The sequence below is a fragment of the Amycolatopsis sp. NPDC114503 genome (genome assembly GCF_055633655.1).
The window spans coordinates 330,731-357,359 of sequence record NZ_JBVKDT010000003.1; the positions used below are offsets into that span (position 1 = coordinate 330,731).

Consider the following 26,629-nt stretch of genomic DNA (forward strand, 5'->3'; position numbering starts at 1 on the left):
GACAGTTCCGGCTCACGGCCGCAGCACTGTGAGCCGGAACCGCCCGCCCGCCTCGGCCGCGTGCTCCACTGCCTCCCCCACGGCGGACAGCGCGAACTCGTCCACCTCGAACTGCGTCAAGTCCAGCAGTCCGCAGCGTGCCAGCGCGATCAGCTTCGGCACCGCGTCGCGCGGGTACATCCACCGCCCGCGCACCGTCACGCTGTTCAGCATCAGCCACGGGTACGGCAACGCCACGTCGTCCCCGACCCCGCCCATCAGCACCACGCGGCCGAACTCCCGGACCGTCATCGCGGCCGCGCGCACCGCGCCGACCGAAGCGGACGGCGGCAACAGGTCCAGCACCAGATCCACCGGTCCCGCCGCGGCTGACTGCATCGCCGCGCGGTCTTCGTCTTCGTCGCCGCACAACACGACCGTCCGGACCCGGGAGCCGAAGCGCTCCTCCAAATCCGTGAGCGCCGCCCGATTCCGGCCCGGTGCGATCACCTTGCCCGCGCCCATCGCGATCGCCACTGCGACCGCCGCGCCGCCGTACGTGCCGGTCGCGCCGCTGATCAGCACCGTCTCCCCTGGCTGCAACCCGCCGTCGAGGAGACCGCCGTAGGGCACCAGGCAGATCCCGAGAGCCGCCCATCGACCGGCGTCGGCCTCGTCGATGTCGCCGAGCGGGGCCGCGTTCTCGGTCGGGACCATGATCTGCTCGGCGAATCCGCCGTCCCGGAAATGGCGCTGCAACGCCAATCCTCCGTTGCCGCGTGCCGTCAAGCCCTGCAGGACGACGTCGGGCGTCACCGCGTCGTCGCGGGAGCGGACCGTCGGGTCGCAGCGAACCCAGTCGCCCGGCCGGAGTTTCGTCGCGTCCGGACCGACCGAGCGCACGCGGCCGACCGCGCCGGTCCCCAGAATCGCGGGCAGGTCGAGCAGGTACTGCCGCTCGCCGCTGATCACCTCGGCGGTGTAGTGCAGCACCGGAGCCACGACGACGTCGACGACCGCTTCCCCGGTGCCCGGCACCGGATCCGCGACCTCCTCGACCGACAGCGGGAGCCCGAATTCCTTGAGCACAGCAGCTTTCACCGATTTCTCCTTCGTTCTCCTCCATCCTCGACGAAAAGAAGGACGGCAACCAGGTAAGCGCGACTACCAGGATGGTTCGTCCGGGATACCCGTTTCGCACCAGTTGAACAGGCTAGGTTTATCAGTTTAGGCTGTCGATCGTGGCGGACCGGACGAGCGAAACCCAGACACGGCACGGCGGACGGTACAAGTGGGTCGCGCTTTCCAACACGACCCTCGGCGTGCTGATGTCGGCGCTGGACGGGTCGATCGTGATCATCTCGCTGCCCGCGATCTTCCGCGGCATCGGCCTGGACCCGCTGGCCCCGGCCAACATCGGCTATCTGCTGTGGATGATCCTCGGCTACCTGCTGGTGTCCGCGGTCCTGGTGGTGACGCTCGGGCGGCTCGGCGACATGTTCGGCCGGGTCCGGATGTACAACGTCGGGTTCGTGATCTTCAGCGTCGCCTCGGTGGCGCTGTCGTTCGACCCGTTCCACGCCGGCGGCGGGGCGCTCTGGCTGATCGGCTGGCGGGTGGTGCAGGCCGTCGGCGGCGCGATGCTCACCGCGAACTCCGCGGCGATCCTCACCGACGCTTTCCCGCGCGAACAGCGGGGAATGGCCTTGGGCGTCAACCAGATCACCGCCCTGGCCGGGCAGTTCCTCGGCCTCGTCGCGGGCGGCCTGCTGGCCGAACTCGACTGGCGCGCGGTGTTCTGGGTGAGCGTGCCGTTCGGCATTTTCGGCACCGTCTGGTCGATCCGCAGCCTTCGCGAGATCAGCCGCCCGCAACGGTCGCGGATCGACTGGGGCGGCAACGTCACCTTCGCGCTCGGCACCGCGGTCGTCCTCGCCTCGATCACCTACGGCATCCAGCCCTACGGCGGCGCGGCGACCGGCTGGGGCAACCCGTGGGTGCTCGGCGGGCTCGGCGCCGGAATCGCGCTGCTGGCGGCGTTCTGCGTGATCGAGACCAGGGTGCCGTCGCCGATGTTCCAGCTGTCGCTGTTCCGCATCCGCGCGTTCACCGCCGGGAACCTCGCGGCGCTGCTCACCGCGATCGCGCGCGGCGGGATGCAGTTCATGCTCATCATCTGGCTGCAGGGAATCTGGCTTCCCTTGCACGGCTACGACTACGAGCGAACCCCGCTGTGGGCCGGGATCTACCTGCTGCCGCTCACCGCCGGGTTCCTGATCGCCGGCCCGGTCTCCGGATTCCTCTCCGACCGCTTCGGCGCGCGGCTGTTCTCCACCGGCGGGCTGCTGCTGGTCGCCGGGTCCTTCCTCGGGCTGCTCGCGCTGCCGGTGGACTTCAGCTATCCGGCTTTCGCGGCGCTGCTCGTGCTGAGCGGGATCGGGCAGGGCATGTTCTCCGCGCCCAACACCTCCGCGATCATGAGCAGCGTGCCGGACCACCAGCGCGGCGTCGCGTCCGGCATGCGCTCGACGTTCCAGAATTCCGGGACTTCGCTGTCCATCGGCGTGTTCTTCTCGCTGATGATCGCCGGATTGGCGGGTTCGCTGCCGTCGACGCTCACCGGCGGGCTGCGGGCGCACGGCGTCCCGGCGGACGTCGCCGCGAACATCGCCCAGCTGCCGCCGGTGAGCACCCTCTTCGCCGCATTCCTGGGCAGCAACCCGGTGGCGCACCTCGTCGGACCCGGCGTGCTCGGGCAGCTCTCCCCCGCCGATTCCGCCGCGCTGACCGGCAAGGAGTTCTTCCCGACCCTCATTTCCGGACCGTTCCACGACGGGCTCGTCACAGTGTTCGTCGCGGCCGCGGTGATGGCGCTGGTCGCCGCGCTCGCGTCGGCGTCCCGGGGGAAGCGGTACTTCCACCAAGACCAGGTCAGTCCGATGGGGTAGGTTGATCAGCGATGACTACCGGGACGGCATTGCGCCACTCACGGATCGGCTACCCGGTGCTCTTCTGAGCGCCGCGCGGGCACCGCCTCCTTCGTCGTGTCGACAGCCACCTCAACCGACGACAGGAGAATTCATGCCCGATAAGACTGTGCGGATCCCCACCCCTGACGGCGAGGCCGACGCGTTCGCCGCGTTCCCCGCCGACGGCGCGCGGCACCCGGGGGTGCTGATGTACGCCGACGGCTTCGGCATCCGGCCCGTAGTGCGGGACCTGGCCCGCGAACTGGCCGCGCACGGCTACTACGTGCTCGTTCCCAACTTCTTCTACCGGCACGGCCCGGCGCCGGTGCTCGAACTTCCGGAGTTCATCGGAGCGGAGGAGCGTTCCGGAGTTTTCGCTCGCGTGATGCCGTTGATCGAAGCGCACACCCCCGCACTGGCCCTTCGCGACGCCGCCGCCTATCTCGAATTCCTCGCCGCCCAGCCCGAGGTCAGCGCCGGACCAGTCGGGGTGACCGGCTATTGCATCGGCGGCCTCCTCGCGGTCCGCACCGCCGCGGCCCATCCCGATCAGGTGGCCGCCGTCGCCGGATTCCACGCACCGGTCGGCGCCGCCGGGCCCGAGATCCTCTCCCGGATCGCCGCGGAGGCGCACTTCGGCCACGCCGAATCCGATCTGACGCCCGAAAATCTCGGCGAGCTCAACGATGCCCTCGACGCCGCCGGGGTCAGCTGTACGTCCGAGATCTACCCGGGCACTGTCCACGGGTTCACCATGGCCGACACCGACACCTTCAACCCCGCCGGCCTGCAACGGCATTGGGAACGGCTGATGCCCCTCCTCAGCCGGACCCTCTGAAATCCGAGCCGTTTATTCGACCCACCACCAGCCGTCGCCCAGTTCGACAGTGGGCCGGATGGCGCAGCCCAGGCCGCCGAGGTAGTCGTGCGAATCGACTGGACGGCCGGGAAGGTACTTCTCCGGCGAACCGCTGAAGTGCGCGAATCCCGCGGCGCAGTCGGGAATCCCCGCCCAGGCGCGGACGAACCACACCTCCTGGCCCGGGTCGCTCTTGATCTGCGAAATCCCTTCGGGCGGGTTCTCGCCCTTCTTGAGATCGCCGACATGGCTCAGCACCTCGGCATAGTCCGACCGGTGCATCGAGTACCAGGTGGTGGCGTAGAAGTGCACCCAGTTGGCGCTGGCCATCAGCACCGCGAACGCCGCGGTCAGCACTGCGTACCCGGCGAGCCCCGGCCAGCGCAGCCGCCGCCACACCAGCCACGCGCTGATCGCGGTGGCCGCCGCCGCGGGCAGCCACGCTCCCGCCGTCAGCACGATGACCGGCAAGGGGATCACGCCGCTGATGGGCAGGGCGAAGTAATTCACGGCGGCGGCCAGCAGCCAGCCGAGCAGGAACATGACTGCGGCCAGCGTCAAACCCGGTCTTCGGTTTTCCTCAGTACTCCCCATGATCCTTGGACGGGCAACCGGCCGATCGGTTGCGCCGCGCGATGATCTAGTCTCGCGACGGCGTGTACAGCGCGCCCAGGAATTCCACGAGCAGCCGCTCCCGCAACGGTTCCGGCGCGACCGCCAGCAACGCGTTGACCGGTGCCATCCGCTCCGGCAGCCCGCCGGCGCCGGTCAGGCCCGCCACGGCGAGCAGTCCGCCGAACTGCTCGGACGTCAGCGTCGCCGGGTCCAGCGCGGCCACGAACGCGGCGACCTCCGGATCGACGCGCACCGGGCCTTCCGCGCGCGCCGCCTCGACGGAAGCGGCCAGATCGGCGAGGAATTCCGGCTCGCTGCCGTGGTTGGCGGCGGTGACGGTGAGGTGCAGGTTCAGCGGAGAAGTCCCGTGCGCGAACTGCGGCTGGACGTACCAGCCGCGCGCCTTCATCTCGTCGGCGACGGTGAAGAGGTCGAAGCCGTCCGAGCCGGCGAACGCGACCAGCGTCGACACCGGGTCGCCCAGCACGCGCAAGCCCGGAATCGAAGCCACCCCAGCGCGAATCCGGTCCACCGCTTCCCGGGTGCGTGCGGCCAGCTTCAGGTAGCCGTCCTCGCCGAGGTGGTGCACGACGGCCCACGCGGCGGCGAGCGGGCCGCCGGAACGGGTGCTCTGCAGCGTCGGGTTGAGCATCGTGTAGCCGGGCCAGGCCGCGCTCGCGAAGAAATGCGTCCGGCGGAGTTCCGCGGAAGCGTGCAGCAGCACCGAGACGCCCTTGGCGCAGTAGGCGTATTTGTGCAGGTCCACCGAAATGCTGGTGACGCCCGGAACACGGAAGTCGAACAGCGGCAAGTCCGCGCCGAGCTTCGCGAAGTACGGCAGCACCCAGCCGCCGATGCACGCGTCGACGTGCATGCGCACTCCGCGGGCCGAAGCCGCGGCCGCGATCTCCGTGATCGGGTCGACGACGCCGTGCGCGTACGAAGGCGCGCTCGCCACGACGAGCACGGTGGAATCGTCGATCGCCGCCGTCATCGCCGCCGGGTCCGCGCGGAAGGTCTCCGGATCGACCGGCACGACGACCTTCCGCACGCCGAACAGGTGCGCCGCCTTGTGGAACGCCGCGTGCGCGGTTTCCGGCAGCACGATCGACGGCACCTCGAGGTCCGGCCGGGAGTCGCGGGCGGCCAGCACCGCCAGCAGGCACGATTCGGTGCCGCCGGACGTCACCGCGCCGACCGTGTCCGGCGTGCCGCCGAGCAGTCCGGCCGCGCGGGCGACCAGGTCGTTCTCCATCCGCAGCAGGCTGGGGAACGCGGTCGGGTCGAGTCCGTTGGCCGAACTGGCCAGCGCGTGCGCGGCGGCGGCGATTTCGTCCACTTCGGACAGTCCGCTGTCGTACACGTAGGCCAGCGTGCGCCCGCCGTGCGTCGGCAGATCGCCGGAGCGGAGTTCGCGCAGCCGCCCGAGGACGTCGTTCACGACTGCTTCTCCAGGACCGAACGGCGCAGCAGCGGGATGCCGAGCGCGATCAGCACCGCGGGCAGCACCGACGCGCCGATCACGATCGCGGTGATCGCCGACGGCGGCTGCGGGGCGGCAGTCGTGCCGGTGCTCGACACGTAGCTCCCGGCCTGCAGCACGATGCCGAACAGTCCCGGCCCGAGCGCGAGCCCGAGCGTCTCGGACGCGGTCCACACGCCGGCCGTGACGCCCGCCCGGGTCTCGCCTGTCCGCTCCTCCTCGGCGCTGATCAGGTCCGGCAGGATCGCCAGCGGGAACACCGAAATGCCGGCGTAGCCGACGCCCGCGAGCGCGACGAACACCAGCGTCGCGGCGAACGGGAGCTGGTCGGCGAAGTACATCGCCACGAGCCCGACGAAGAACGACGTGGTGGCGATCCGGAACCCGGCGAGCTTGCCCCAGCGCGCGCCCAGCCGCGGCCACACCGGCATGGTGACGAGCGCGGGCCCGACGAACCCGACGAACAGGTAGGTGCGGTAACTCGGGTCGCCGAGCACGTGCTGCGCGAAGTACGGGATCGCGGCCAGCACGGTGCCGATGCCGAGCGCCTGGATGAAGTAGACGCCCAGCAGCCACCGGAACGACCGCCACCGCGCGATGGTGCGCGCCAATTCCTTGAGCCGCACCGTGTTGGGCCGCAGCGAGCCGACCGGCGCGCCCTTCAGGCCGAAGTAGACGCCGAGCGTGGCGGCCAGGATGATCACCGCCATCACCAGGCCCATCACCCGGTAGCCCGCCACGCCGGGCAGCAGGTCGGTGATCGCCGGGGCGCCGCCGCCGGACACCAGCACCGCGACCGCCAGCACGCCGATCCGGACGCTGGTGAGTTTCGTGCGTTCTTCGGCGGAATCGGTCAGCTCGGCCGGAAGGGCGTTGAACGGCACCTGGAAGAACGCGTACGCGGTGGCGCACAGGAAGAACATCGCCACGACATACGCCGCGTCCCACACCGGCGCGCCGAAGCCGGGATGCGCGAACAACAAGGCGAACAGGATCGCGACGCCGATCCCGCCGCGCAGCAGGAACCGCCGCCTGCTGCCGGTGCGCGCGAGGTCGGCGTCGGACAGCCGTCCGGCGACCGGGTTGAAGACCACGTCCCACGCCTTGGGCACGAACACGATCACCCCGGCCGCCGCCGCGGGCACGGCCATCGTGTCGGTGAGGTAGGGCAGCAGGAGCAGCCCCGGCACCGTGCCGAACCCGCCGGTGACGAAGGAGCCGAGCGAGTAGCGGAATCTCGTGCGGCGGGACAGCGACGCCAAAGGTCCTCCTCGAAGGCGGAACGACGAACGCATGCCTAATGGATCTTCGCCGGTTCCCGGTAGTGGTCGGGAGGAATCGTGCCACCGTCGTGATGCACCGGCCGTACCGGGCCGACTACGGACTCGTGCGCGGCGCTGCCGGTTCTCACCGGAATTGCCGCTCACGAGGGATCGTGCGGTTCGCTTTCAGGACAGCGCTTTCGCCGCCCGGGCCAACGACCCCGCGTCCCCGCGCAGCAGCAACGTTGTCACCACCGTCGCCTCCCACGCCGACAATTCCTCCCGGATCTTCTCCGCGGGCCCGATCAGCGAAGTGTCCTCGACCAGCGAAGTCGGGATCGCCTTGACCGCTTCTTCCTTGCGCCCGGCCAGGTAAAGCTCCTGCACCTTGTCCGCCACGTCCGCGTACCCGAGCCGGGCGAAGACGTCGTGGTGGAAGTTCACGCTCTTCGCGCCCATCCCGCCGATGTACAGCGCCAGCGCCGGCTTGATGAAGCTCGCCGCCTCCTCGACGTCGTCGTGCACGATCACCGGCACCGACGCGGCCACCTCGAAATCGGCCAGGCTCCGGCGCGCGCCCGGGCGGGCGAAACCCTCCTCCAGCGCGGCCCGGTAGAAGCCGTCCGACTTGGGCGAGAAGAACAGCGGCAGCCAGCCGTCGCAGATTTCCGCGGCCAGTGCGACGTTCTTCGGGCCTTCGGCGGCGAGGTAGATCGGCAGGTCGGCGCGCAGCGGGTGCACCGTCGGCTTGAGCGGCTTGCCCAATCCGGTCCCGCCTTGCAGCGGCAGCTGGAAGAACTGCCCGTCGAGCGTCACCGGCTCCTCGCGGGCCAGCACCTTGCGCACGACCTCGACGTACTCCCGCGTGCGCGCCAGCGGCTTCGGGTACGGCTGGCCGTACCAGCCCTCCACCACCTGCGGCCCGGACGCGCCCAGCCCGAGCACGAAGCGGCCGCCGGAGAGGTGGTCCATGGTCAGCGCGGTCATCGCCGTAGCGGTCGGGGTGCGCGCGGACATCTGCACGATGTTGGTGCCGAGCTTGATCCGGCTGGTCGCCGCGCCGATCCAGGCCAGCGGCGTGAACGCGTCCGACCCGTACGCCTCGGCCGACCATACCGAGTCGAACCCGAGCCGTTCCGCTTCGAGCACGGTCTCCCGCGCGCCCGGGATCGGTCCGCTCCCCCAGTACCCGAGGTGAAAGCCCAGCTTCATCAAGCCCTCCTGATCTCGAAGCCCGTGAAGGACTCCTTGAGGGAATCAGAGTCCCTCAAGGAGTCCTTCACGGCACGTCCGGCGAGTAGTGCTCCGGTTTCCCGCGCTCGGCGAGCGGGGGAAGATTGCGGCGCGGGGTTTCGACCGGCGGCGTCCCCGGGGCCAGTTCGCCGCGGGCGCGCCGCCAGCCCGCCCGCGCCCGCGGATGGTAGCGGCGATCGTGCGGAAGCAGCGCGAACGCCGCGTTGATCAGCTTGCCGACGCGGCGGTGGCGGCGGGCGTCCCGCGCGGTCCAGCGGTAGCCGAGCAGGTCGCGCACTTCCTGGTCGTACAGGCCGACGGTCAGCCACACGAATTGTTTCGCGATGATCTTCGAGACCGGTGTCCACAACGGATCCGGCAGCCACGGCAAGAACGGCGGCTTCGCGATGCCGCGAAGGTCGAGCACGTCGCGCGTGGCCTTGTTGTCCTCCAGCACCTCGGCGCACATGTGCTTCCAGTACCGCTGGAAGTCCTCCCACGATTCCGGCACCGGCCGCATCGTCATGTCGTACATCCGCCACCAGCGCACGTGCTCGTCGAACAGCGTGCGCTTTTCCTCTTCGCCGATGCCGCCCATGAAATTGTCGGCGATCAGGATGGTGCTGACGAAGAACGTCGAATGCGCCCAGTAATACGTGTCCGGGTCGAGCGCGTGGTAGCGGCGGCCTTTCGCGTCGACGCCTTTGATCCGGTCGTGATAGCCGCGCACCTGCAGCGCTGTGCGGTGCGCGAGCGGGCCGTCGTAGACCACGCCGCCGATCGGGTACAGCGACCGGAAAAGCCGCTGCCACCGCTCCTCGAAAAACCTCGAATGCTCCTCGACGCCCGCGCCCAGCCCGGGGTGCATGTTCTGCATCGACCCGGCCCACAGCGCGATGAGCAGACCGCGCCAGTCGCCGAAGTACTTCCAGGTCAGCGAGTCCGGTCCCAGCGGCTCAGGTGCTTCCCGGGTCATCGCGGCTCCTCGGCGGGTCGGCGAAGTGACTACAGCTGTTGTCAGGTTAGGATGTGACAACAGCTGTAGTCAACTCGGGACGGGAGCGGGTATGCCGGGCCGCACGTGGGCGGGCACGACGCTGGACGACCGCAAGGCCCGGCGCCGCGCCCAGCTGCTCGCCGCCGGGCTCGACCTGCTCGGCGCGCAGGGCAGCGCGGCGGTGAGCGTCCGCGCGGTGTGCCGGTCCGCGAAGCTGACCGAGCGGTACTTCTACGAAAGCTTCGCCGACCGGGAAAGCCTGGTCGCCGCTGTCTACGAGGACGTCGGAGACCAGGCCCGGCAAGCGCTGGCCGACGCGGTTTCCGGCGAAGCCGATCCGAGCCGCCGTGCCGGACGCGCGGTCACCGCGTTCGTGGAGCTGGTGCTGGACGACCCGCGCAAGGGCCGCGTGCTGCTGCTCGCGCCGCTGACCGATCCCGCGCTGACCAGCCGCGGCCTGCACCTCCTCCCGGCGTTCACGACGCTCGTCGGGGAACAGCTCTCGCGCGGCGACGAAACCGGCCGCCAGCTCGTGGCGATCGGTCTCGTCGGCGCGCTCAGCAACGTGTTCATCGCCTACCTCGACGGCACGCTGAAGGTGAGCCGCGAGCGTCTCGTCGAGCACTGCGTGAAGCTCGTGCTCGGCGCGGACGCTTTCGACTCGGGGGCTCACTGAGCGGCTGCCCGCTCGTCGCGCAGCCGCAGCGCGATGTCGATGATCATGTCCTCCTGGCCGCCGACGTAGCGTTCTTCGCCGACCTTGTACAGGATTTCGTGCGCCGGGACGCCGTAGCGCTCGGCCGCGCGCTCGGCGTGCAGCAGGAAGCTGGAGTACACGCCGGCGTAGCCCTGGATGATCGACGACCGGTCCATCACCGGCAGCCGGGTCAGGTACTTCTTCACCACGTTCTCCGCGGCTTCCATCAGAACGTCTTTGTCCACCCCGGTTTTGATGCCGAGCCGCTCGAAGGTGGCCGCGAGAACCTCCGTCGGCGAGTTGCCCGCACCGGCGCCGAGCGCGGCGAGGGAACCGTCGATCTGCCGGGCCCCCGCGCGGTACGCGAGCACCGAGTTGGCGACGCCGAAGCTCAGGTTCTGGTGCCCGTGGTAGCCGACCTGGGCTTCGTCGCCGAGTTCCGCGACGAGCGCGGCGACCCGCTCGGAGGCGTCGTCCAGGATCAGCGCACCCGCGGAGTCCACGACGTACACGCACTGACAGCCCGCGTCGACCATGATCCGCGCCTGCTTCGCCAGGTCCTCCGGCGTCGACATGTGCGACAGCATCAGGAATCCGACAGTTTCGAGGCCGAGATCGCGCGCCGCGCCGAAGTGCTGGATAGACACGTCGGCCTCGGTGCAGTGGGTCGCGATCCGCACCGCGCCCGCGCCGAGGTCGGCCGCCGCGCGCAGGTCGGTGACCGTGCCGAGGCCGGGCAGCAGGAGCACGGCGATCTTCGCCTGCTTCGCCTCGTCGACCGCGGCGGCGATGAGCTTTCGCTCGTCCACCAAGGAAAAACCGTAGTTGAAGGTGGAGCCGCCGAGGCCGTCGCCGTGGGTCACCTCGATCAGCGAGATGCCCGCGTCGTCCAGCGCGCGGACGGTGTCGCGGACCTGCGTTTCGGTGAACTGGTGCGCCATGGCGTGACTGCCGTCGCGCAGAGTGGTGTCGACCAGCCGGACGTCGGTGTTGTTCACGCGGCCACCTCCTGAGCGGCGAAGAGATCGCCGACGCGCGCGGCGGCGGCGGTCATGATGTCGAGGTTGCCCGCGTACTTGGGCAGGTAGTCGCCGTTGCCCGCGACTTCCAGGAAGACGCCGACGCGGGCCTTGCCGCTCCAGTCCGGCCGCGGCGGGTCGAACTGCGGGTCGGCCTTGAGCGTGTAGCCGGGCACGTACTGCTGGACGTCTTTCACCATGCGGTGCACGGATTCGCTGATGGCGTCGAAGTCGGCGTCCGGGTCGACCGCGCAGAACACCGTGTCGCGCATGATCATCGGCGGGTCCATCGGGTTGATGATGATGATCGCGCGGCCCTTGTCCGCGCCGCCGACCTTCTCGATCGCGTGCGCGGTGGTCTCGGTGAACTCATCGATGTTCGCGCGCGTGCCGGGACCCGCCGAACGCGACGACACCGACGCGACGATCTCCGCGTACGTCACCGGCGTCACCCGCGAAACCGCGTGCACGATCGGGATGGTCGCCTGGCCGCCGCAGGTGATCATGTTGACGTTTCGGTCGGTCAGTTGGTCGGGCGGATTCACCGCCGGGCACGTCAGCGGACCGATCGCGGCGGGCGTCAGGTCGATCGCGCGGATGCCGGCCTCGGCGTACCGCGGCGCGTTGGCTTTGTGCGCCTTCGCCGACGTCGACTCGAACACCAGCTGCGGCAGCTCCGCGCGCGACAGCAACCAGTCCACGCCCTCGGCGGACGTCTCGAGCCCGAGCTTCGCGGCGCGGGCGAGCCCGTCCGACGCCGGGTCGACGCCCACCATGTAGCGCACTTCCACGTGCTCGCTGCGCTGGAGTTTTGCCAGCAGATCCGTACCGATGTTGCCCGGGCCGACGATCGCGGCCGTCACCTTGCGTTCCGCCATGCCGCCACGGTGCTCGCCGGGATGGGGCACACTCAACCCATGCGTACCACTGGACGGAACGGCGACGGGCTCGTGACCGCGCGCGTCGCCGCCGTGCTGGAAGCCTTCCGCCCCGGCGACGACGCACTGGGCGTGTCCGAACTGGCGCGCCGGACCGGCCTCGCGAAGACGACCGTGCACCGGCTGGCCGGGCATCTGGCCGAGACCGGCCTGCTGGAACGCGACGGCACCTCGGTCCGGCTCGGGCTGCGGCTGTTCGAGATCGGCCAGCTCGCGGTGCGCCGCCGCGGCCTGGTGGAAGCGGCGCGGCCGTACCTGGCGGATCTGCGCGAGGCCACGCGGAACACGGTCCATCTCGCGGTGCTGGAGGGCACCGAGGTGGTCTACCTGGACGTGCTGCGCGGGCCGGACGCACCAGATCTGCCCTCGCGCACCGGCGGGCGGTTCCCCGCGCACGCGACCGGCGTCGGGAAGGCGATTCTGTCCTGCTCCCCCGACGACGTCGTGGCGCGCGTGATCGATGCCGGGCTGCCCCGGGTGAGCCCGCGGACGATCACCGCGCCCGGGTTGCTGCGGCGGCAGCTGGCGCGGATCCGGGAGGACGGGATTGCCTTCGAGCGCGAGGAATCCGGCGTCGGCGTGGTGTGCGCGGCGAGCCCGCTCGTCGACGCGAACGGGCTCGCGGTGGCCGCGGTGTCGATCTCCGGATGGGCTACCCGGATGCGGACGGAACGGGTCGCGCCCGCGGTGCGGACGGTGGCGCTGGCGTTGTCCCGGACCGTCTCCGAAACCTGATCAGGGCTGCCCTTTGCCCAGGCGCAAGATCAAGGCAAGGGCCTCCTCCGAATGCGCTCCGGGAGTCAGGACTTCCTGCAAAAGCAGGCCACGCATCGCGGCAACGGTGACAGTGGCCGTGGTCAGCGCTTCCTCGGCGTCGAGCCCTTCGCGTTCCGCGAGCGAGGCCAGCATCTTGGTCAGATCGTCGAGCGAATCGATGAACTCGCGAAAGTCCTCCGGCCGGTACGCGGCCAGTCCGGTGACGTGGAAAAACCCCCGGACCCGCGACAGCTGCTCCGGGCGGGTGTAGGTCCGCCATGCCGCCACCACGAGATCTTCGAAAGTGCCCCGGCCCGCAGTTTTGAAAAGCGCCTCGTTGTCCCGGGATCGCTGCGCCCCGAGCATCGCCGCCAAGACACCCGGGAGCGACCCGAAGTGGTAGCGCAGCAGGGCGTGGCTGGTGTCGGCCCGGGCAGCGACCTCCCGGAGCGACACGTCCGGTGCAGGCAGGGTCCCGTCGAAGGCGTCGAGAAGCCGGGCCAGGAGCCGCTCGCGGGCGTCGCCTTTGCCTTCCGTGCTTGACAAGGTCACCTCCACAGTTTATCCATTGGAAAAGAACGCTGCAACGGCGGAGGGAACGGCTCGTGGGAAGTTTTGAGATAGTCGGCGCAACGGTCGTCGACGGATCGGGTCGCGATCCCGCCGACGCCACCGTCGCCGTCGAGGACGGGTTGATCACCCAGCCCGGCGGCACCGGCGAACGCTTCGACGCCACCGGGCTGACCATGACGCCCGGTCTGATCGACGCCCACGTTCACCTGGGTCTGTCGAGCCCTATCCAGCCGCAGTTCTCGTTTCAGCTCAGCGCCGCCGAGATCGCGGCGGACATCTTCGCCACCGCCGGCGCCACCCTCGACGCGGGCTTCACGACCGTCCGCGACACGGGCGGAATCGACGGCGGAGTCGTCGCGGCGATCGCCAAGGGCAAGGTCCGGGGGCCGCGCGTGCTGTCGTGCGGACCTGTCCAGTGCCAGACCGGCGGGCACGGCTACTACGGACCCGAGTGGGAACCCACCGAGTTGTGGAGCAGCCATCACATACCCGGCCTGGCCGCGCTGTCGATGATGTCGGGCAACGCGAACGAGCTGCGAAGCAACGTCCGCGAGGCCTTCCGTCGCGGAGCCTCCTTCCTGAAGCTCTGCGTGACCGGAGGCGTGGTCAGCTCGCACGACAAGCTGACCGACACCCAGTTCACCGTCGAAGAAATCGCCGTCGCCGTCCAAGAAGCCGCAGCGCGGGGCACTTACGTGACGGTGCACGCGCACAACAACGAAGGCATCCGGAACGCGGTCGAGGCCGGGGTGCGCTGTGTCGAGCACGGCTCCGATATCGACGAGTCCACGGCCGCCCTGATGGCCGCTCGGGACGTTGCCCTGGTGCCCACTTTCGCTGTCGTCGAGCATCTGCTGCGCGACACCGCCGGAGCCGGTCTGGGCGAGTCGATCCGCGATCGGGCGCTGGGTGTCCGCGAGCGGATGGCCGAGGCGCTCGCCGCCGCCAAGGAAGCCGAAGTGCGGATCGGGCTCGGATCTGATCTCATCGGTCCGGCGCAGGACCGCCGAGGAGAAGAGCTCACGTTGCGCGCAGACCTGGAGACGCCGATGGAAGCTCTCGTGGCGGCGACGAAAACCAACGCCGAGATCCTCGGCCTCTCCGGCGAGGTGGGAGTGATCGCGCCCGGCCTGCAGGCAGATCTCGTGCTGTGGAACGGAAATCCGCTCGAAAATCGGAAGCTGTTCGCCGATCCCGCGAACGCCGTTGTCGTCGTCCAAGCCGGACGCGTAGTAAAGGACCTCCGATGAGCACTCTGTGGCAAGGCTGCCTCGCCGACACCGACTACTTCGAAATGCGTTCCCGCAGCGGGCACACTTACGGCATCTGGGTCACCACGCCGCCAGGCTACGACCACACCAAGACGCGGGCACCGGTCGTTTACGTGCTCGACGGCAACTGGGCCGTGGGCCAGACGGCTCCGCTCATCGTCACCCAGGCGGATCCCATGCAGCCGATCCAGCCTTATCTCCAGGTCAGCGTCGGCTACGCGGGCGAGGAAGCACAAGACTGGGCGCGGCTGCGCAACCGGGACCTCGTGCCGCCCGGCGAACCCGTCGCCCCGGAGTTCGTCGATGCCGTGGAGATGGGAATCGAAACCGGCAGGATGACCCGCGAGGAGGCCGACGCCTACCTCGCCGAACTGCGCGACAGCCGCGCCGACGCGTTCCTGTCCTTCCTCGCCGACGAACTGCACCCGCTGATCGAACGCGGCTACCACGCGGCCGCGAGCGGTCACGGCCTCTTCGGCTATTCCTACGGCGGGCTTTTCAGCCTCTACGCGTGGCTCAGCGGCTGCCCGCTCTTCGAGAGCATCGGAGCGGGCAGCCCTGGCGTCGTCAGCGAGGACAGTCAGGTTTTCGCGCAGCTTGTCGAACTTGGCGACAGTTTGCCCGCCGCCAAGCTGCACGTGACCGTCAACGACCAGGAGCTGTTCGGAGACCTGGCCGTCTACCAGAGCCTCGCGAAGCACACTGCGACTTTCCTGCACCGCCTCACGTCCCGTGACGGGGCCGTCACCAGCGCGGTCCTACGCGAAACGCACGTGACTGGCCTGCAGTCCTCGTTCCTCAGTTACCTCCGGACCTGCCGGGCCCAATAGACGCCACGTGGACAGCGGGCCGCCGGTCTGCCCACGGCATCGCCTCCTCCAGGAACGCCGCCACCCGCAGCAACAGCGATTCCGAACAGACCGGGCCGCCCAGCTGAACGCCGATCGGCAAGCCCCGCGAGGACTGGCCGAGCGGAAGGCTGATCGCCGGAGCACCGGTCTGGTTGAACAACGGCGTGAACGAGCAGGCGTCGAAAAGCTGCTTCGTCCACTCGGCCGCGGTGAGATCGGCGTTCGCGTCCAGGCGGCCCAGCGGCAGCGCCGGGGTGTTGATTGTCGGGGTCAGCAGCAGGTCGTATCCGGTGAAGAACCGGCCTGCCGCACGGGACACGACGTTCATCGCACCCAGCGCCGCGGTCAGTTCCATCGCGCTGATCGAACGGCCGTACTCGACACACGCCCATGACGTGCGTTCGAGATTCTCCGGGCTCGCCGTGACCCCGGTCATCTCCTCGATTCCGGCGACCGCACCGGCCAGGAATCCCGACCACAGCACGTGATTCGCGTGCAGGAACGACTCCCACGCGAAGACCGGCGTCGCGCGTTCGACGTGGTGGCCCGCCGCTTCGAGCACCTCAGCGGCCGCCTCGACGGCGCGCGCCACCTCCGGGTCGACGTAGCTGCCCGCCCAGGATTCGGTGTGCACCGCGATCCTGAGCCGGCCCAGCTCGGCGCCGACCTCGTCCCGCCACGGGCGCGCGGGCGGCGCGAGAACGTACGGGTCGCCCGGGTAGCTCACCGCCACCTCGTCGAGCAGCGCCGCCGTGTCCCGGACTGTCCTCGACACCGCGAGTTCGACACCCATTCCGTACAGCGGATCGGCGAAATCCGGCCCGGCGGGCACCCGGCCGCGCGTCGGCTTCAGGCCGACCAGGCCGTTGCAGGCGGCGGGCACGCGGATCGACCCGCCGCCGTCGTTGGCGTGCGCGATCGGGAGCGCGCCGGCCGCGACGAGCGCCGCCGAACCGCCGCTGGAGCCGCCCGCGCTGTGCCCGGTGTTCCACGGGTTGCGGGTCGAACCGTAGGCCAGCGCTTCGGAGTTGCCGTTGAATCCCAGCTCCGGCGTGGTCGTGACGGCCAGGGTCGCCAGTCCGGCCGCGCGGAACCGCTCCATCAGATGGGTGTCCTCCGGCGGCACGACGCCCTTGCCGAGCAGCCGGGTGCCCATCCGGGTCGGCACTCCGGCGGCGTGCAGGACGAGGTCCTTGATCGCGAACGGGACCCCGGCGAACCGGCCGTCGGGCGAGTAGCCGAGCGGGCGCTCGAACGGCCCCTCGGCGACCGCGTTCAGCTCCGGATTCACGGTGCCGATGGCTTGGATCGCCAAGGCGGCGACCTCCTCGGCGGTGACCTCGCCGGTGGCGATGACCGCGGCGAGCGCGGTCGCGTCGAGGGCGGCGTATTCGTCGAGGTTCATCGAGTCTCCTTCAGCCGGGGATCCGGAACGCTACGAGCTGGCGCGGGCGGTCGCATCGGCCTAAAAGCCGTTCCGCTCCCGCCGCGGATGTGCGCCCGTTGACTTTCCGGACGGCGGGCGTTCATGCTCCGTCCGGCAGCGGAGGTTCGGAAATGACCGCGGATGTGCAGTGGTGGGCACGGCTCGCCCAGGAGGTGCGCGCGGCGGGCCGCGGCGAACTCCCCGTCGAAGCTCCGCTCCGCGCGGTGCGGGACAAGCTCGGTTTCGCCTGCGCCGCATTGGTGAGCGGCACCAGACAGCGCACCGCGACGGTCAACCTCGGCTACCCGGCGGACATGCTCGGCTACATAACCACGACCTACCGCTGGAAATGCCCGATCCACCTGCGCGCGGCCCGGCTGGGCCTGCCGCTGCGCTTCGTCGACGTCCCGGAGGCCCATGAGACCAGGACGTACCGGGAAGGCATTCAGCCGTACGGTTTCCGCGAAGGATTGACCTTGCCACTCACGCCGGGCGCTGGTCCGGAACGGAGTTTCGTAGCGCTGAGTTCGACTCACGACCGGCCGCTGGACGACGGATCCGTCCTCGCGCTCACGATGCTGTCGCACGATTTCGCCGCGCTCGCCGACCCCGGCGCCGAACCGGGCGATTCCGTGGCCGACGTGGTGGTGTTCGCTTCGCGGACTCAGCTCGAAGTGCGGTCAACCACGGTGGAGCGGCTGCCGCTCAGCGAGCGCGAATTCCGCCTCGCCGCACGGTGCGGCGCGCGGACCGGGTTTCGGCATCGGGACGCGGACGGCGTCTGGTGGCGGGTTCTGGCGCGGCTGCGCCCTCCGGACGGAGTGCTGCTGCGGATCTCCCGCGTGCCCGAGCCTGGGCCGTTGACGGGGCGGGAGCTGGACGTGGTCGGGCTGGTGGCGCGCGGATGGTCGAACGAGCGGATCTCGGCCGCGCTGGGGATCGCGATCCGGACAGTGCGCAGTCATGTCGAATCGTCGCTGGTGAAGCTCGACTGCCCGAACCGGACCGCGTTGGCCCGGCACGCGCTCGAGCACGATCTCGACACTCTCGGCGCGCTGGAGGCCGCGCGCCACTGATCGGATTGTGTCACAATCCTTGCGCTGTCCGTGCCGCCGTGCTTGACTCCTCCTGCCCATGATTCCCAAAGTGGCGGTGCAGTAAGCAGTTCACCTCTCACACATTGTGTACCGATTTACTCGGCGGCCAGGAGGCTGTGGATGACGACGTTCGAACCCGAGCACCTGCCCCGGCGGACGATCAAGCGACGGCTGCCCCGGCCGTCGGAGATCCGGCCGCTGCTGAAATTCCGGCAACCGAGGTTCGACGTCCGCGAGCGCCGCCTCGCCACCGCGCACACCATCGACGACCTGCGCACCATCGCGCGCCGCCGCACACCCCGGCCGGTGTTCGACTACGTCGACGGCGCGGCGGAGCAGGAGATCAGCATCGGCCGGGCACGGCGGGCGTTCGAGAACGTCGAGCTGCATCCGCGCGTGCTGCAGGACGTCACCGAAGTAGACCCGGGGACGTCAGTCCTCGGTGGACAGTCGGCGCTGCCGCTTGTGCTAGCGCCCACCGGTTTCACGCGCATGATGCACCACGAGGGCGAGATCGCCGTCGCCCGCGCGGCCGCTCGCGCCGGGATCCCGTACGTGCTCTCGACGATGGGCACCACCGATCTCGAAGAAGTCCGCGCGTGCGCACCATCCGCGCGGCAGTGGTTCCAGCTCTATCTCTGGAAAGACCGCGCCGCGAGCGAAGCGCTCGTCGAACGCGCGGCGAAAGCCGGGTACGAAGCACTCGTCCTCACAGTCGACACCCCGATCGGCGGGGCGCGGATGCGCGACGTCCGCAATGGACTGACCATCCCGCCCACGCTGACCGTCCGCACGCTCGCCGGGATCGCCGTGCGGCCGTCCTGGTGGATGAACCTGCTGACCACCGAACCGCTGCAGTTCGCCGCGTTGAACAACTTCGACGGCACGGTCGAAGAGCTGATCGGCACGATGTTCGACCCGTCCCTGACCGTCGAAGACTTGCGGTGGCTGCGCGAACTGTGGCCGGGAAAGCTGATCGTCAAAGGGATCCAGAGCGTCGCCGACGCCAAAGAGATGGCCGGTTCCGGCGTCGACGCGCTCGTGCTCTCGAACCACGGCGGCCGGCAACTCGACCGCGCGCCGACGCCGCTGGAACTGCTGCCGCGCGTCGTCGACGCCGTCGGGGACGACTGCGAAATCATCCTCGACACCGGCGTCCGAACCGGTGCCGACCTGGTCGCCGCACGGGCACTGGGCGCGTCGGCGGCGATGGTGGGCCGGGCCTACCTGTACGGCCTGATGGCGGCAGGAGAGCAGGGCGTCGACCGTGCGATCGAGATCCTCCGCGCCGAGTACACGCGGACGTTGCGGCTGCTCGGCGTCGTGCGCACCGACGAGATCAGCCCGGAACACGCCTCCCTCCGGCTGCCCGCCCGGCTTTGACGGCGGGCTCGGCTAAGATCGGCGGCGGCTGTGGGAAGTTCTGCTGAAACGAGTGGCGAAGTGCGCGATCAGGCGGGCAGTACGCCGGGCGGCATCGCGCAAGCCCTCCGCGACGATCTCCTCGACGGCGTCCTCGAACCCGGGACGCGGCTCACCGAGGAATCGCTGAGCGCGAGGTTCGGCGCCGGACGGCATTCGGTGCGGTCCGGGCTGCAGACGCTGGTGTCCGAGGGGCTTCTCGAACACCAGCGCAACAAGGGAATCGTCGTGCCCGCGGTGACCTCCGAACGCATCGACGCGATGTGCTCGTACCGGTCGATCCTGGAACTGGGCGCGCTGCGCCTGGCACTGCTCCAGAACGCGAACTTCGACGCCGTCGACCAGGCCGTGCGGCACCTCGAAGCGCTGACCGCCGAGACGCCGTGGCGGCACGTGATCGAAGCGCACAGCGCGGTGCACGCGGAAATCGTGGCCGCCAGCGGAAATCCTCGCGTCGTCGCCTCGCACCAGGCGTGCGCGAACGAGCTGAACTGCATGCTCGCGACGATCCGGGCCGAATCCTCGGCCGAGCATCTGGCGGCGACGCACCGGCACCTCGTCGGCCAGCTCCGCGTCGGCGGCCAGACCGCCCTCAAGGCGTTGGAAGACGACCTCGAACTCGGCGGCCGCGCGATGATGCACCTCGCGCTGCGCCGCCGGAACGAGGTGCCCCACCTGCTGCCCGGAGACTAGGTCTCGTGAGTGCCTATGCCGGCGAGAACCGTGCTGAGCCTCACGACTCCCCTACTGAGCCGCCACCGCCTGCTCCCCCGGCACCGCCCGCAACACCGGAACCTCGTCCAGCAACCCCCGCCGAGCCAGTTCCGGCCGCACTCCCTCGCCGAACCAGTACGCCTCCTCCAAATGCGGGTACCCGGACAGAACGAACTCCGACACCCCGGCGTCGTGGTACTCCTCGATCAGATCCGCGATCTCCGCGTAACTGCCCACGAGCGCCGTGCCCGCACCACCGCGAACCAACCCGATCCCAGCCCACAGATGCGGATGGATCTCCAGCTCCCGCGCAGTCGTCCCCGCCTTGCCGCCGTGCAGCGCGACCATCCGCCGCTGCCCGACCGACTCGCTCGCCGCCAGCTGCGCCTGCGCCTTCGCGATCTGCTCCGGATTCAACGCGTCGAGCAGCTTCTGCGCCTCCGCCCAAGCCTCGGCCGAGGTGTCGCGCGCGATCGTGTGCAGCCGGACGCCGAACCGCACCGTGCGACCGGCCTCCTCCGCCAACTCCCGCACCTTGCCGATCTTCTCCGCCACCTGCGCCGGCGGCTCGCCCCAGGTCAGATAGACGTCGGCGTGCCGCGCGGCGACCGGGAGCGCCGCCGCCGAGGACCCGCCGAAGTACAGCGGGGGCACCGGATCCGGCGCGGCGAGCGTCGTAGCCCCTTCGACGCGCAGGTGGTCGCCGGCGAAGTCGAACGGCTTGCCCGACCACACGCCGCGCACGATGGAGAGGAACTCGTCAGTCCGGGCGTAGCGGGCGTCGTGGTCGTGCCAGTCGCCGAAGCGGCGCTGTTCGATCGCGTCGCCGCCGGTCACGATGTTCAGCAGGACCCGGCCGCCGGACAGCCGTTGGAACGTGCCCGCCATCTGCGCGGCGAGCGTCGGCGAGATGACGCCAGGGCGGAACGCGACCAGGAACTTCAGCCGATTCGTCTCGCGGATCAGCGCGGCGGTGGTCAGCCAGGCGTCCTCGCACCAGGTCCCGGTCGGGGTCAGCACGCCCTCGAACCCGAGCCGTTCGGCCGCGCGGGCGACCTGCGCGAGATAGTCCAGATCCGCCGGCCGCTGCGCGCTCGGGCCCTGGGATTTGTTGGCGTGGAAGCGTTCCACGATCGTCCGGCCGTCCCCGGTGGTCGGCAGGAACCAGTGCAGTTTGACGCTCATCCGTTCCTCCTCGCGGCCTCGATGTCGGGCCCGTAACGGCGGTCGACGAACGCCGCGAAGTCGACCTTCCCGGGCAGCGTGCCTTCGTTCGTGAACGCGTCGGCGAGCTGCTGCTCGGACGCGACGACGGAATCGTCCAGCGGAATCGGCTGGTCCCGTCCGGCGGAAACGGCCTTCTTCGCGACCTCCGGCTTCAGCCCGGTTTCCGCCGCCCACGCGCGCGCCCAATCGTCTGGATGCGAATTGGCCCACAGCTGGGCTTTCACCACGCGCTGCACGAAATCCTTGATCGCCGAGTTCTTGCCCGGATCAGCCAGCGCCGTGGTGCTGGCGGTCTCGAAGGCGAGCCCGTTGGACGCGCCGCGACCGTCCGCGAGCACCCTGGCGTGGGCGTCGATCTGGGCCTGGGCGGTGTACGGGTCCCAAATGGCCCACGCGTCGATCTGGTGCTGGGTGAACGCCGCGAACGCCTCGGACGGCTGCAGGAACGAGATCTTGATGTCCTTTGTGGACAAACCAGCCTTCTTCAGCGTGTTGAGCAATTGCCCGTGCGCCGAACTCCCCTTCGCGACGCCGACCGTCTTGCCCCGCAAAGACGCGACATCGGTCAGCGGCGAATCCGGCGGCACCAGGATGGTTTCCCGTTCCACATTGCTCTTCGCCACGCTCACCACGGAGATCTTCGCCTTCGACGCCGCCGCGAAAATCGGCGGCGTATTGCCCACCCGGCCGACGTCGACCGCGCCCGCCGAAGCCGCCTCCAGCAACGGCGGTCCGGAGGTGAACGTCGACCATTCGATCCGGTACGGGGTGCCGCTCAGCTGATTCGCCGCCGTGAGCAGGGATTTCACCCCGCCCTTCTGATCGCCGACGCGAAGCGTGACCTTCTTCAACTCGGCCGGCGACACCGCGGCGGGCACCGGCGCACGACCGTCCGAAGTGGACGACGAGCAAGCGGCGAGCCCGGTCAGCAGAAGCGCCGCGGCCAGGACGTTACGCAGGTGCACCTTCGGTCACTCCCAGATCGGCCAGGACGCGGCTGCGCACCTCGGCGTTATCGGCGGCCTTCCGCGGACGCGGCTGGCCGAGAACGTGTTCGGCGACGATGTGGCCTTCGCCCAGGACGAGGATCCGGTCGGCGAGCACGAGCGCTTCGTCAACGTCGTGGGTTACCAGCAGCACTGCGGGCTGGTGCGTACGCCACAGATCCTCGACGAGACGGTGCATCGCCAGGCGGGTCAACGCGTCGAGTGCGCCGAACGGCTCGTCCAGGAGCAGCAGATCCGGCTCGCGGACCAGCGCCCGGGCAAGCGAAACCCGTTGCGCCTCACCGCCGGAGAGCGTGAGCGGCCATTTCTCGGCGTGCTCCGCCAGCCGCACTTCCGCCAGCGCTTTCTCCGCGACGGCGCGGTCGTTGTCCTGACGCAGACCGAGCACGATGTTGCGCCAGACCTTGCGCCACGGCAGCAACCGCGGCTGCTGGAACGCGACGGAAACCGTCCCGTCGACGCTGGCGGCGCCGTCGATCTCCTGATCCAGCCCGGCCAGCACCTTCAGCAGCGTCGACTTCCCGGACCCGCTTCGCCCGAGCAACGCGACAAACTCGCCGCGGCCGATGTCCAGGTTGAGTCTATTGAGGACAGTGTGGTCGCCGAACTTCTTCGAGAGGTCACGGACCTCGACTACCAGGCTCGCCATCGCAAGGCCCTCCTTTCGAGCAGCCGGACGAGCGCGTCGGTGACGAGGCCCAGCACGGCGTAGACCACGAGCCCGACCACCACGACATCGGTGCGAAGGAACTCGCGGGCATTGTTGATGAGGTAACCGATCCCGGCGTCCGCGTTCACCGTTTCGCCGACGATCAGCGCCAGCCACGCGACCCCGAGCGACTGCCGCAGCCCGACCAGCGCCTGCGGCAGCGCACCCGGCAAAACGACGTGCCACAGCCGTTCGCCGCGCGTGAATCCCAGCGCCCGCGCGGCTTCCACGAGCTGCGGGTCGGCGGTGCGGATTCCCGAGTGGACATTCAGGTACAACGGAAACGCCACGCCCAGGGCTACCAGCACGATTTTGGTCTCTTCGCCGATCCCGAACCAGAGGATGAACAATGGGATCAACCCGAGGAACGGCAACGTGCGCAACATCTGCACCGGCGGATCGACCAGCGCCTCGCCCCAGCGGGACAACCCCGCGACGGCCCCGAGCAGCAGCCCGGCGAGCGCCCCGAGCGCGAACCCCGCGCCGACGCGGCCCAGCGAAACAACGAAGGCGCTGCCGAGCTCGCCGCTGCGGGCGACGTCGACGCCGGCTTGCAGGACAGTCCACGGCGAACTGAGTTTGTCGGGCGGCAGCGCGCCGGTCGAGCTGGCGATCTGCCACGCCGCGACCAGCGCGACCGGGCTGATCCAGCGCCGCAGCGACGGCCGTCGCCGCCGCTGTGCGCGCTGGGGCGCGGCCGTTTCGGCGCGCGGCAGCACGCCCGTGGTGGAAATCGACACGGATTTCTCCCGGGTGGGGTTTTCGGTTCAGGGAAGGGAATTCAGCGGCGGGACAGACAGACCGCGCTCGCCTGCTGCCGGAGGTCGACGTGCAGGCGGCACACGAGGAGGACGCCGCGCTTCATGCCCCCGAGCTTCGATCCCCGGACGGGTGAAGTCAATGTCGCGCCGGACGGCTCTCACGCACTGGAACCGGCGCGCCGGTGTACGGGGTTTGTTCACCGGGCGAGTACGCGAACGCCCGGGATGCGGGACGGGTTTCCCGGGCTGGCGCCGAACACCGGCGGCCCGGACAGCGCGAAATTGTCGGTGCTGTGGGGTACAAGATCACTATGTTCATTTTCCAGGCACTGCAAGCGTTCTTCGTCCCGACCCGTCGCCGCGCACCCCGTCGGCGCAGCCAAACCGAGCCCACCCCACAAGCCCGCACCACTTCCGCGCAACCACCGGGCCGACCCCACCGGCGGCCTCCGGCGACGCGCGCCGAGCCGAACTGCCAGCGGCTCGGACAGAAATCCGGCTCAGCCGCCGAACATCAGCCGCCACTCCTCCAGCGACCGAGGCCGGAACACGAAATTCGTCCCCTTCACCCGCGACAGCGACGCCGAAGACTCCGGCGAATACTGGTGTCCCGGATACACCACCGGATCCCCCGGAAGCGTCGCCAGCCATTGCAGGCTGCGGAAAATCGCGTCCGCGTCGCCGCCCGGGAAATCGGTCCGGCCGCAGCCCTCCAGGAACAGCGTGTCCCCGGAAACCAGCCGGTCGCCGACCAGGAAGCACTGGCTTCCCGGCGTGTGCCCCGGCGTGTGGAGCAGCCGGATGTCGATCGAGCCGACCGTCACGACGTCGTCGTGCTCGTGAGCGCGCAGGTCGGTGTCCGAAACGCCGGTCACCCGGCGCACCCATTCGCTTTCCTGAGCGTTGACGTGGATCGGCACCGGCCGCAGCGCGAGGAGTTCCGCGATGCCCGGCAGCGAGAAGCCCATCATGTCGCCGCCGACGTGGTCGGGGTGATGGTGCGTGGCGAGCACGCCGGTCAGCCGCATCCCGTCGGACTCCAGCGTCTCGACCAGGTCGCCCACCGCGTACGCCGGGTCGACCAGCACCGCCTCGCCCGCTTCGCGGTCTCCGATCAGGTAAGCGAAATTCACCATCTGGGTCGCGACGGGGTCCCCGACGGCGAAGTCGCGGCCGGCGAGCAGTTGGCGGAAGTAGAGCTGGTCTGCCATGCCCCGCAGCCTAACGGTCGCCGCTCATTCCCCCACGGAGCCGTCGGCGAGTTCCCGCAGCGCGTCGAGATGCCCGACGTGCCGCGCGGTCTCCTGCACGACGTGCGCCAGCACCCAGCGGACGGTGAAGTCCCCGGACCGACGCGTCCGGTCCTCCGGCGTCAGCCCGTCCAGCGCCGCTGCCGCCCGTTCCCGCTCCGCGCGATAAGCCGCGACGACCCCGGCGACGTCGTCCTCGGGCGTCAAATCCCAGCTCGGATCCGGCGACCCCGGCCACAGCGAAGGCTCGTCGGACCCGCCAGCCTCGATCACCAGCCACCACCGCTCGACCGCGGTCAGGTGCTTGAGCACGCCGAGCGCGCTGGTCCGCGGCGAACTCGGCAACGGCGTCGCGGCCGCCTGCTCCCGGGTCAGCCCGGCGACCTTCCGCACCGCGGTCGCCCGGAGGAAGTCCAGGAACCGCGTCTGCACGGTCAACTCGTCGCCGTCGAGCGGATCCGGCCAGACGCGTGCTACCTCCGCCATGGCCCCGACTCTACTGGCACCGGAGAGGAATACCCTCGGCGTCATGGTGTGGGGATTTCTGTGCGCGCTGCTGTCCGCGGTGGCCTACGGCGTCGCTTCGGTCATGCAGGCGGTGGCCGCGAAGGCCGCGCCCGACGAGGGCGGTGCCGGGGTCGACCCGCGCCTGCTGCTGCGAGTGCTGCGGCAGTGGAAGTTCGTCGTCGGCCTGGTGCTCGACGGCGTCGGTTTCGTCGCCCAGATCGCCGCCCTGCACGTCCTGCCGCTGTTTCTCGTGCAAGCCACGCAAGCCGCGAGCCTCGCGGTGACAGCCGTCGCGGTGCGGGTGTTCGGCGTCCGGCTCGGGGCACGCGAATGGACCGCCGTCGGCGTCGTATGCGCCGGTCTCGCGCTGCTCGGTTCTTCGGCAGAAAGCGAAGGCTCCAGCGAGGTCGGCCTGGGCTTCCGCCTCACCCTGGCCGGTTCCGCAGTCGTGCTCGGGATCGCCGGACTCCTCGTCGGCCGCGCTGGCGACCGCGTCCGCACTGCCGGGCTCGGGCTGGTCGCCGGACTGTGCTTCGGCCTCGTCGCAGTGGCCGGACGGGTCATCCCCAGCCTCGCGCCACTGGACCTGTTGCGCGATCCCGCCCTGTACGTCGTCGCCGTCGCGGGTGCGCTGGCCATGCTGTTCTTCGCCACCGCCCTGCAACGCGGCAGCGTGACCACCGCCACCGCGATGATGGTGCTCGGCGAAACAGTCATGCCGTCGCTGATCGGCGTCGTCCTGCTAGGCGACCGAACCCGGCCGGGGTTCGCGGTCGTCGCGCTGATCGGGTTCGTCCTCGCGGTAGCCGCCGCGCTGGCGCTGGCCCGCTTCGGCGAGCCCGAACCAGCCGCTTCAGCTGAAGAGCAGCCGCCAGAGGCCGAGCCCGCCGGCCACGACGCCCACCGGTAGGCCCGGTTCCCGCCGACCCGCGCCGCGAAGGTTAGGCTAGCCTTTGTATCTGGCGGGACAAACGGGAGCAATCGGCGAACGGACCAGCCTCGCCCGC

26 protein-coding genes are annotated in these 26,629 nt (G+C 69.9%); 10 read left to right on the top strand and 16 right to left on the bottom strand.

Translation table 11 applies throughout. The annotated features are described in order from the left end of the window. Positions 1-12: 12 nt before the first annotated feature. Positions 13-1,080 (bottom strand): zinc-binding dehydrogenase, encoded by a 1,068-nt coding sequence (locus tag ACZ7OI_RS14265; RefSeq protein WP_470264613.1) that lies wholly within the window; start codon positions 1,078-1,080, stop codon positions 13-15. A 140-nt stretch (positions 1,081-1,220) separates the two neighbouring features. On the opposite strand from ACZ7OI_RS14265, the gene ACZ7OI_RS14270 reads away from it, so the two are divergent. Both ACZ7OI_RS14270 and ACZ7OI_RS14275 read left to right on the top strand, forming a co-directional pair. Continuing rightward, positions 1,221-2,927 carry an MFS transporter gene (locus ACZ7OI_RS14270; RefSeq protein ID WP_470264614.1) on the top strand — a complete coding sequence of 569 codons (1,707 nt, stop codon included), beginning with the start codon at positions 1,221-1,223 and terminating at the stop codon, positions 2,925-2,927. Positions 2,928-3,060: 133 nt separating this feature from the next. Further along, complete coding sequence (locus tag ACZ7OI_RS14275) at positions 3,061-3,786, top strand: dienelactone hydrolase family protein (RefSeq protein ID WP_470264615.1); 726 nt, start codon at positions 3,061-3,063, stop codon at positions 3,784-3,786. A gap of 12 nt (positions 3,787-3,798) precedes the next feature. Here ACZ7OI_RS14275 and ACZ7OI_RS14280 read toward each other — a convergent pair whose 3' ends face one another. The 5 genes from ACZ7OI_RS14280 to ACZ7OI_RS14300 all read right to left on the bottom strand — a co-directional run bounded on the left by ACZ7OI_RS14280 (position 3,799) and on the right by ACZ7OI_RS14300 (position 9,376). After that, positions 3,799-4,401 carry a hypothetical protein gene (locus ACZ7OI_RS14280; protein ID WP_470264616.1) on the bottom strand — a complete coding sequence of 201 codons (603 nt, stop codon included), beginning with the start codon at positions 4,399-4,401 and terminating at the stop codon, positions 3,799-3,801. 46 nt (positions 4,402-4,447) lie between these two features. Beyond that, entirely contained in the window at positions 4,448-5,863 is a 1,416-nt protein-coding gene (locus ACZ7OI_RS14285; RefSeq protein WP_470264617.1) for a pyridoxal phosphate-dependent decarboxylase family protein, read from the bottom strand. Next, positions 5,860-7,167, bottom strand: a complete 1,308-nt coding sequence (locus tag ACZ7OI_RS14290; RefSeq protein WP_470264618.1) for an MFS transporter — start codon at positions 7,165-7,167, stop codon at positions 5,860-5,862. The genes ACZ7OI_RS14285 and ACZ7OI_RS14290 overlap by 4 nt, the downstream gene beginning before the upstream one ends. 186 nt (positions 7,168-7,353) lie before the next feature. Further along, the gene (locus ACZ7OI_RS14295) at positions 7,354-8,379 is read right to left on the bottom strand and encodes an LLM class F420-dependent oxidoreductase (RefSeq protein ID WP_470264619.1); all 1,026 of its coding nucleotides are present in this window, start codon (positions 8,377-8,379) and stop codon (positions 7,354-7,356) included. A gap of 67 nt (positions 8,380-8,446) precedes the next feature. Next, the gene (locus ACZ7OI_RS14300; RefSeq protein WP_470264620.1) at positions 8,447-9,376 is read right to left on the bottom strand and encodes an oxygenase MpaB family protein; all 930 of its coding nucleotides are present in this window, start codon (positions 9,374-9,376) and stop codon (positions 8,447-8,449) included. A 91-nt stretch (positions 9,377-9,467) separates the two neighbouring features. Between ACZ7OI_RS14300 and ACZ7OI_RS14305 the strand changes: the two genes are divergently transcribed. Beyond that, positions 9,468-10,073 carry a TetR/AcrR family transcriptional regulator gene (locus ACZ7OI_RS14305; protein ID WP_470264621.1) on the top strand — a complete coding sequence of 202 codons (606 nt, stop codon included), beginning with the start codon at positions 9,468-9,470 and terminating at the stop codon, positions 10,071-10,073. Here the strand turns inward: ACZ7OI_RS14305 and dmpG are convergent. After that, positions 10,067-11,092 carry a 4-hydroxy-2-oxovalerate aldolase gene (gene dmpG, locus ACZ7OI_RS14310; protein WP_470264622.1) on the bottom strand — a complete coding sequence of 342 codons (1,026 nt, stop codon included), beginning with the start codon at positions 11,090-11,092 and terminating at the stop codon, positions 10,067-10,069. The genes ACZ7OI_RS14305 and dmpG overlap by 7 nt on opposite strands. Next, positions 11,089-11,991 carry an acetaldehyde dehydrogenase (acetylating) gene (locus tag ACZ7OI_RS14315; protein ID WP_470264623.1) on the bottom strand — a complete coding sequence of 301 codons (903 nt, stop codon included), beginning with the start codon at positions 11,989-11,991 and terminating at the stop codon, positions 11,089-11,091. The genes dmpG and ACZ7OI_RS14315 overlap by 4 nt, the downstream gene beginning before the upstream one ends. A 39-nt stretch (positions 11,992-12,030) precedes the next feature. Between ACZ7OI_RS14315 and ACZ7OI_RS14320 the strand changes: the two genes are divergently transcribed. After that, entirely contained in the window at positions 12,031-12,786 is a 756-nt protein-coding gene (locus ACZ7OI_RS14320; RefSeq protein WP_470264624.1) for an IclR family transcriptional regulator, read from the top strand. On the opposite strand, the gene ACZ7OI_RS14325 is transcribed toward ACZ7OI_RS14320, so the two are convergent. After that, positions 12,787-13,359, bottom strand: a complete 573-nt coding sequence (locus ACZ7OI_RS14325; RefSeq protein ID WP_470264625.1) for a TetR/AcrR family transcriptional regulator — start codon at positions 13,357-13,359, stop codon at positions 12,787-12,789. A gap of 53 nt (positions 13,360-13,412) precedes the next feature. On the opposite strand from ACZ7OI_RS14325, the gene ACZ7OI_RS14330 reads away from it, so the two are divergent. Next, positions 13,413-14,630, top strand: coding sequence for a metal-dependent hydrolase family protein (locus ACZ7OI_RS14330; RefSeq protein ID WP_470264626.1), 1,218 nt, complete (start codon positions 13,413-13,415; stop codon positions 14,628-14,630). Beyond that, a complete protein-coding gene (locus ACZ7OI_RS14335) occupies positions 14,627-15,481 on the top strand; it encodes an alpha/beta hydrolase (RefSeq protein ID WP_470264627.1) in 855 nt (284 codons plus the stop codon). Before ACZ7OI_RS14330 ends, ACZ7OI_RS14335 begins: the two co-directional genes overlap by 4 nt. Here the strand turns inward: ACZ7OI_RS14335 and ACZ7OI_RS14340 are convergent. After that, entirely contained in the window at positions 15,450-16,907 is a 1,458-nt protein-coding gene (locus ACZ7OI_RS14340) for an amidase (RefSeq protein WP_470264628.1), read from the bottom strand. The genes ACZ7OI_RS14335 and ACZ7OI_RS14340 overlap by 32 nt on opposite strands. A gap of 152 nt (positions 16,908-17,059) precedes the next feature. Here ACZ7OI_RS14340 and ACZ7OI_RS14345 point away from each other — a divergent pair, with 152 nt between their 5' ends. The 3 genes from ACZ7OI_RS14345 (at position 17,060) to ACZ7OI_RS14355 (ending at position 20,140) form a co-directional block, all read left to right on the top strand. Next, positions 17,060-18,004 (top strand): helix-turn-helix transcriptional regulator, encoded by a 945-nt coding sequence (locus ACZ7OI_RS14345; RefSeq protein WP_470264629.1) that lies wholly within the window; start codon positions 17,060-17,062, stop codon positions 18,002-18,004. Between the two features lie 141 nt (positions 18,005-18,145). Next, on the top strand, positions 18,146-19,408 hold the full coding sequence (locus ACZ7OI_RS14350; protein WP_470264630.1) for an alpha-hydroxy acid oxidase: 1,263 nt from the start codon (positions 18,146-18,148) through the stop codon (positions 19,406-19,408). Between the two features lie 60 nt (positions 19,409-19,468). Next, positions 19,469-20,140: a GntR family transcriptional regulator gene (locus tag ACZ7OI_RS14355; RefSeq protein WP_470264631.1), complete on the top strand. Its 672-nt coding sequence runs from the start codon at positions 19,469-19,471 to the stop codon at positions 20,138-20,140. Positions 20,141-20,191: 51 nt separating this feature from the next. Here the strand turns inward: ACZ7OI_RS14355 and ACZ7OI_RS14360 are convergent, their stop codons facing one another. The 6 genes from ACZ7OI_RS14360 to ACZ7OI_RS14385 all read right to left on the bottom strand — a co-directional run bounded on the left by ACZ7OI_RS14360 (position 20,192) and on the right by ACZ7OI_RS14385 (position 25,601). Continuing rightward, the gene (locus tag ACZ7OI_RS14360) at positions 20,192-21,346 is read right to left on the bottom strand and encodes an LLM class flavin-dependent oxidoreductase (protein ID WP_470264632.1); all 1,155 of its coding nucleotides are present in this window, start codon (positions 21,344-21,346) and stop codon (positions 20,192-20,194) included. Beyond that, positions 21,343-22,353, bottom strand: coding sequence for an ABC transporter substrate-binding protein (locus tag ACZ7OI_RS14365; RefSeq protein WP_470264633.1), 1,011 nt, complete (start codon positions 22,351-22,353; stop codon positions 21,343-21,345). The genes ACZ7OI_RS14360 and ACZ7OI_RS14365 overlap by 4 nt, the downstream gene beginning before the upstream one ends. Further along, complete coding sequence (locus ACZ7OI_RS14370; protein ID WP_470264634.1) at positions 22,340-23,044, bottom strand: ABC transporter ATP-binding protein; 705 nt, start codon at positions 23,042-23,044, stop codon at positions 22,340-22,342. Before ACZ7OI_RS14370 ends, ACZ7OI_RS14365 begins: the two co-directional genes overlap by 14 nt. After that, the gene (locus tag ACZ7OI_RS14375) at positions 23,029-23,844 is read right to left on the bottom strand and encodes an ABC transporter permease (RefSeq protein ID WP_470264635.1); all 816 of its coding nucleotides are present in this window, start codon (positions 23,842-23,844) and stop codon (positions 23,029-23,031) included. The genes ACZ7OI_RS14370 and ACZ7OI_RS14375 overlap by 16 nt, the downstream gene beginning before the upstream one ends. Before the next feature lie 521 nt (positions 23,845-24,365). Continuing rightward, positions 24,366-25,076, bottom strand: coding sequence for an MBL fold metallo-hydrolase (locus ACZ7OI_RS14380; protein ID WP_470264636.1), 711 nt, complete (start codon positions 25,074-25,076; stop codon positions 24,366-24,368). Positions 25,077-25,100: 24 nt separating this feature from the next. Then, positions 25,101-25,601 (bottom strand): mycothiol transferase, encoded by a 501-nt coding sequence (locus tag ACZ7OI_RS14385; RefSeq protein ID WP_470264637.1) that lies wholly within the window; start codon positions 25,599-25,601, stop codon positions 25,101-25,103. A 43-nt stretch (positions 25,602-25,644) separates the two neighbouring features. Here ACZ7OI_RS14385 and ACZ7OI_RS14390 point away from each other — a divergent pair, with 43 nt between their 5' ends. After that, on the top strand, positions 25,645-26,532 hold the full coding sequence (locus ACZ7OI_RS14390) for a DMT family transporter (RefSeq protein WP_470264638.1): 888 nt from the start codon (positions 25,645-25,647) through the stop codon (positions 26,530-26,532). Positions 26,533-26,629: the final 97 nt, after the last annotated feature.

What these genes read in the sequence shown, in the direction of transcription:
- ACZ7OI_RS14275 (WP_470264615.1), top strand. Translation starts at nt 3,061, where the DNA reads ATGCCCGATAAGACTGTGCGGATCCCCACCCCTGACGGCGAGGCCGAC.
- ACZ7OI_RS14280 (WP_470264616.1), bottom strand. Translation starts at nt 4,401, where the DNA reads ATGGGGAGTACTGAGGAAAACCGAAGACCGGGTTTGACGCTGGCCGCA.
- ACZ7OI_RS14295 (WP_470264619.1), bottom strand. Translation starts at nt 8,379, where the DNA reads ATGAAGCTGGGCTTTCACCTCGGGTACTGGGGGAGCGGACCGATCCCG.
- ACZ7OI_RS14300 (WP_470264620.1), bottom strand. Translation starts at nt 9,376, where the DNA reads ATGACCCGGGAAGCACCTGAGCCGCTGGGACCGGACTCGCTGACCTGG.
- ACZ7OI_RS14305 (WP_470264621.1), top strand. Translation starts at nt 9,468, where the DNA reads ATGCCGGGCCGCACGTGGGCGGGCACGACGCTGGACGACCGCAAGGCC.
- ACZ7OI_RS14315 (WP_470264623.1), bottom strand. Translation starts at nt 11,991, where the DNA reads ATGGCGGAACGCAAGGTGACGGCCGCGATCGTCGGCCCGGGCAACATC.
- ACZ7OI_RS14320 (WP_470264624.1), top strand. Translation starts at nt 12,031, where the DNA reads ATGCGTACCACTGGACGGAACGGCGACGGGCTCGTGACCGCGCGCGTC.
- ACZ7OI_RS14335 (WP_470264627.1), top strand. Translation starts at nt 14,627, where the DNA reads ATGAGCACTCTGTGGCAAGGCTGCCTCGCCGACACCGACTACTTCGAA.
- ACZ7OI_RS14340 (WP_470264628.1), bottom strand. Translation starts at nt 16,907, where the DNA reads ATGAACCTCGACGAATACGCCGCCCTCGACGCGACCGCGCTCGCCGCG.
- ACZ7OI_RS14345 (WP_470264629.1), top strand. Translation starts at nt 17,060, where the DNA reads ATGACCGCGGATGTGCAGTGGTGGGCACGGCTCGCCCAGGAGGTGCGC.
- ACZ7OI_RS14350 (WP_470264630.1), top strand. Translation starts at nt 18,146, where the DNA reads ATGACGACGTTCGAACCCGAGCACCTGCCCCGGCGGACGATCAAGCGA.
- ACZ7OI_RS14360 (WP_470264632.1), bottom strand. Translation starts at nt 21,346, where the DNA reads ATGAGCGTCAAACTGCACTGGTTCCTGCCGACCACCGGGGACGGCCGG.
- ACZ7OI_RS14370 (WP_470264634.1), bottom strand. Translation starts at nt 23,044, where the DNA reads ATGGCGAGCCTGGTAGTCGAGGTCCGTGACCTCTCGAAGAAGTTCGGC.
- ACZ7OI_RS14380 (WP_470264636.1), bottom strand. Translation starts at nt 25,076, where the DNA reads ATGGCAGACCAGCTCTACTTCCGCCAACTGCTCGCCGGCCGCGACTTC.
- ACZ7OI_RS14385 (WP_470264637.1), bottom strand. Translation starts at nt 25,601, where the DNA reads ATGGCGGAGGTAGCACGCGTCTGGCCGGATCCGCTCGACGGCGACGAG.
- ACZ7OI_RS14390 (WP_470264638.1), top strand. Translation starts at nt 25,645, where the DNA reads ATGGTGTGGGGATTTCTGTGCGCGCTGCTGTCCGCGGTGGCCTACGGC.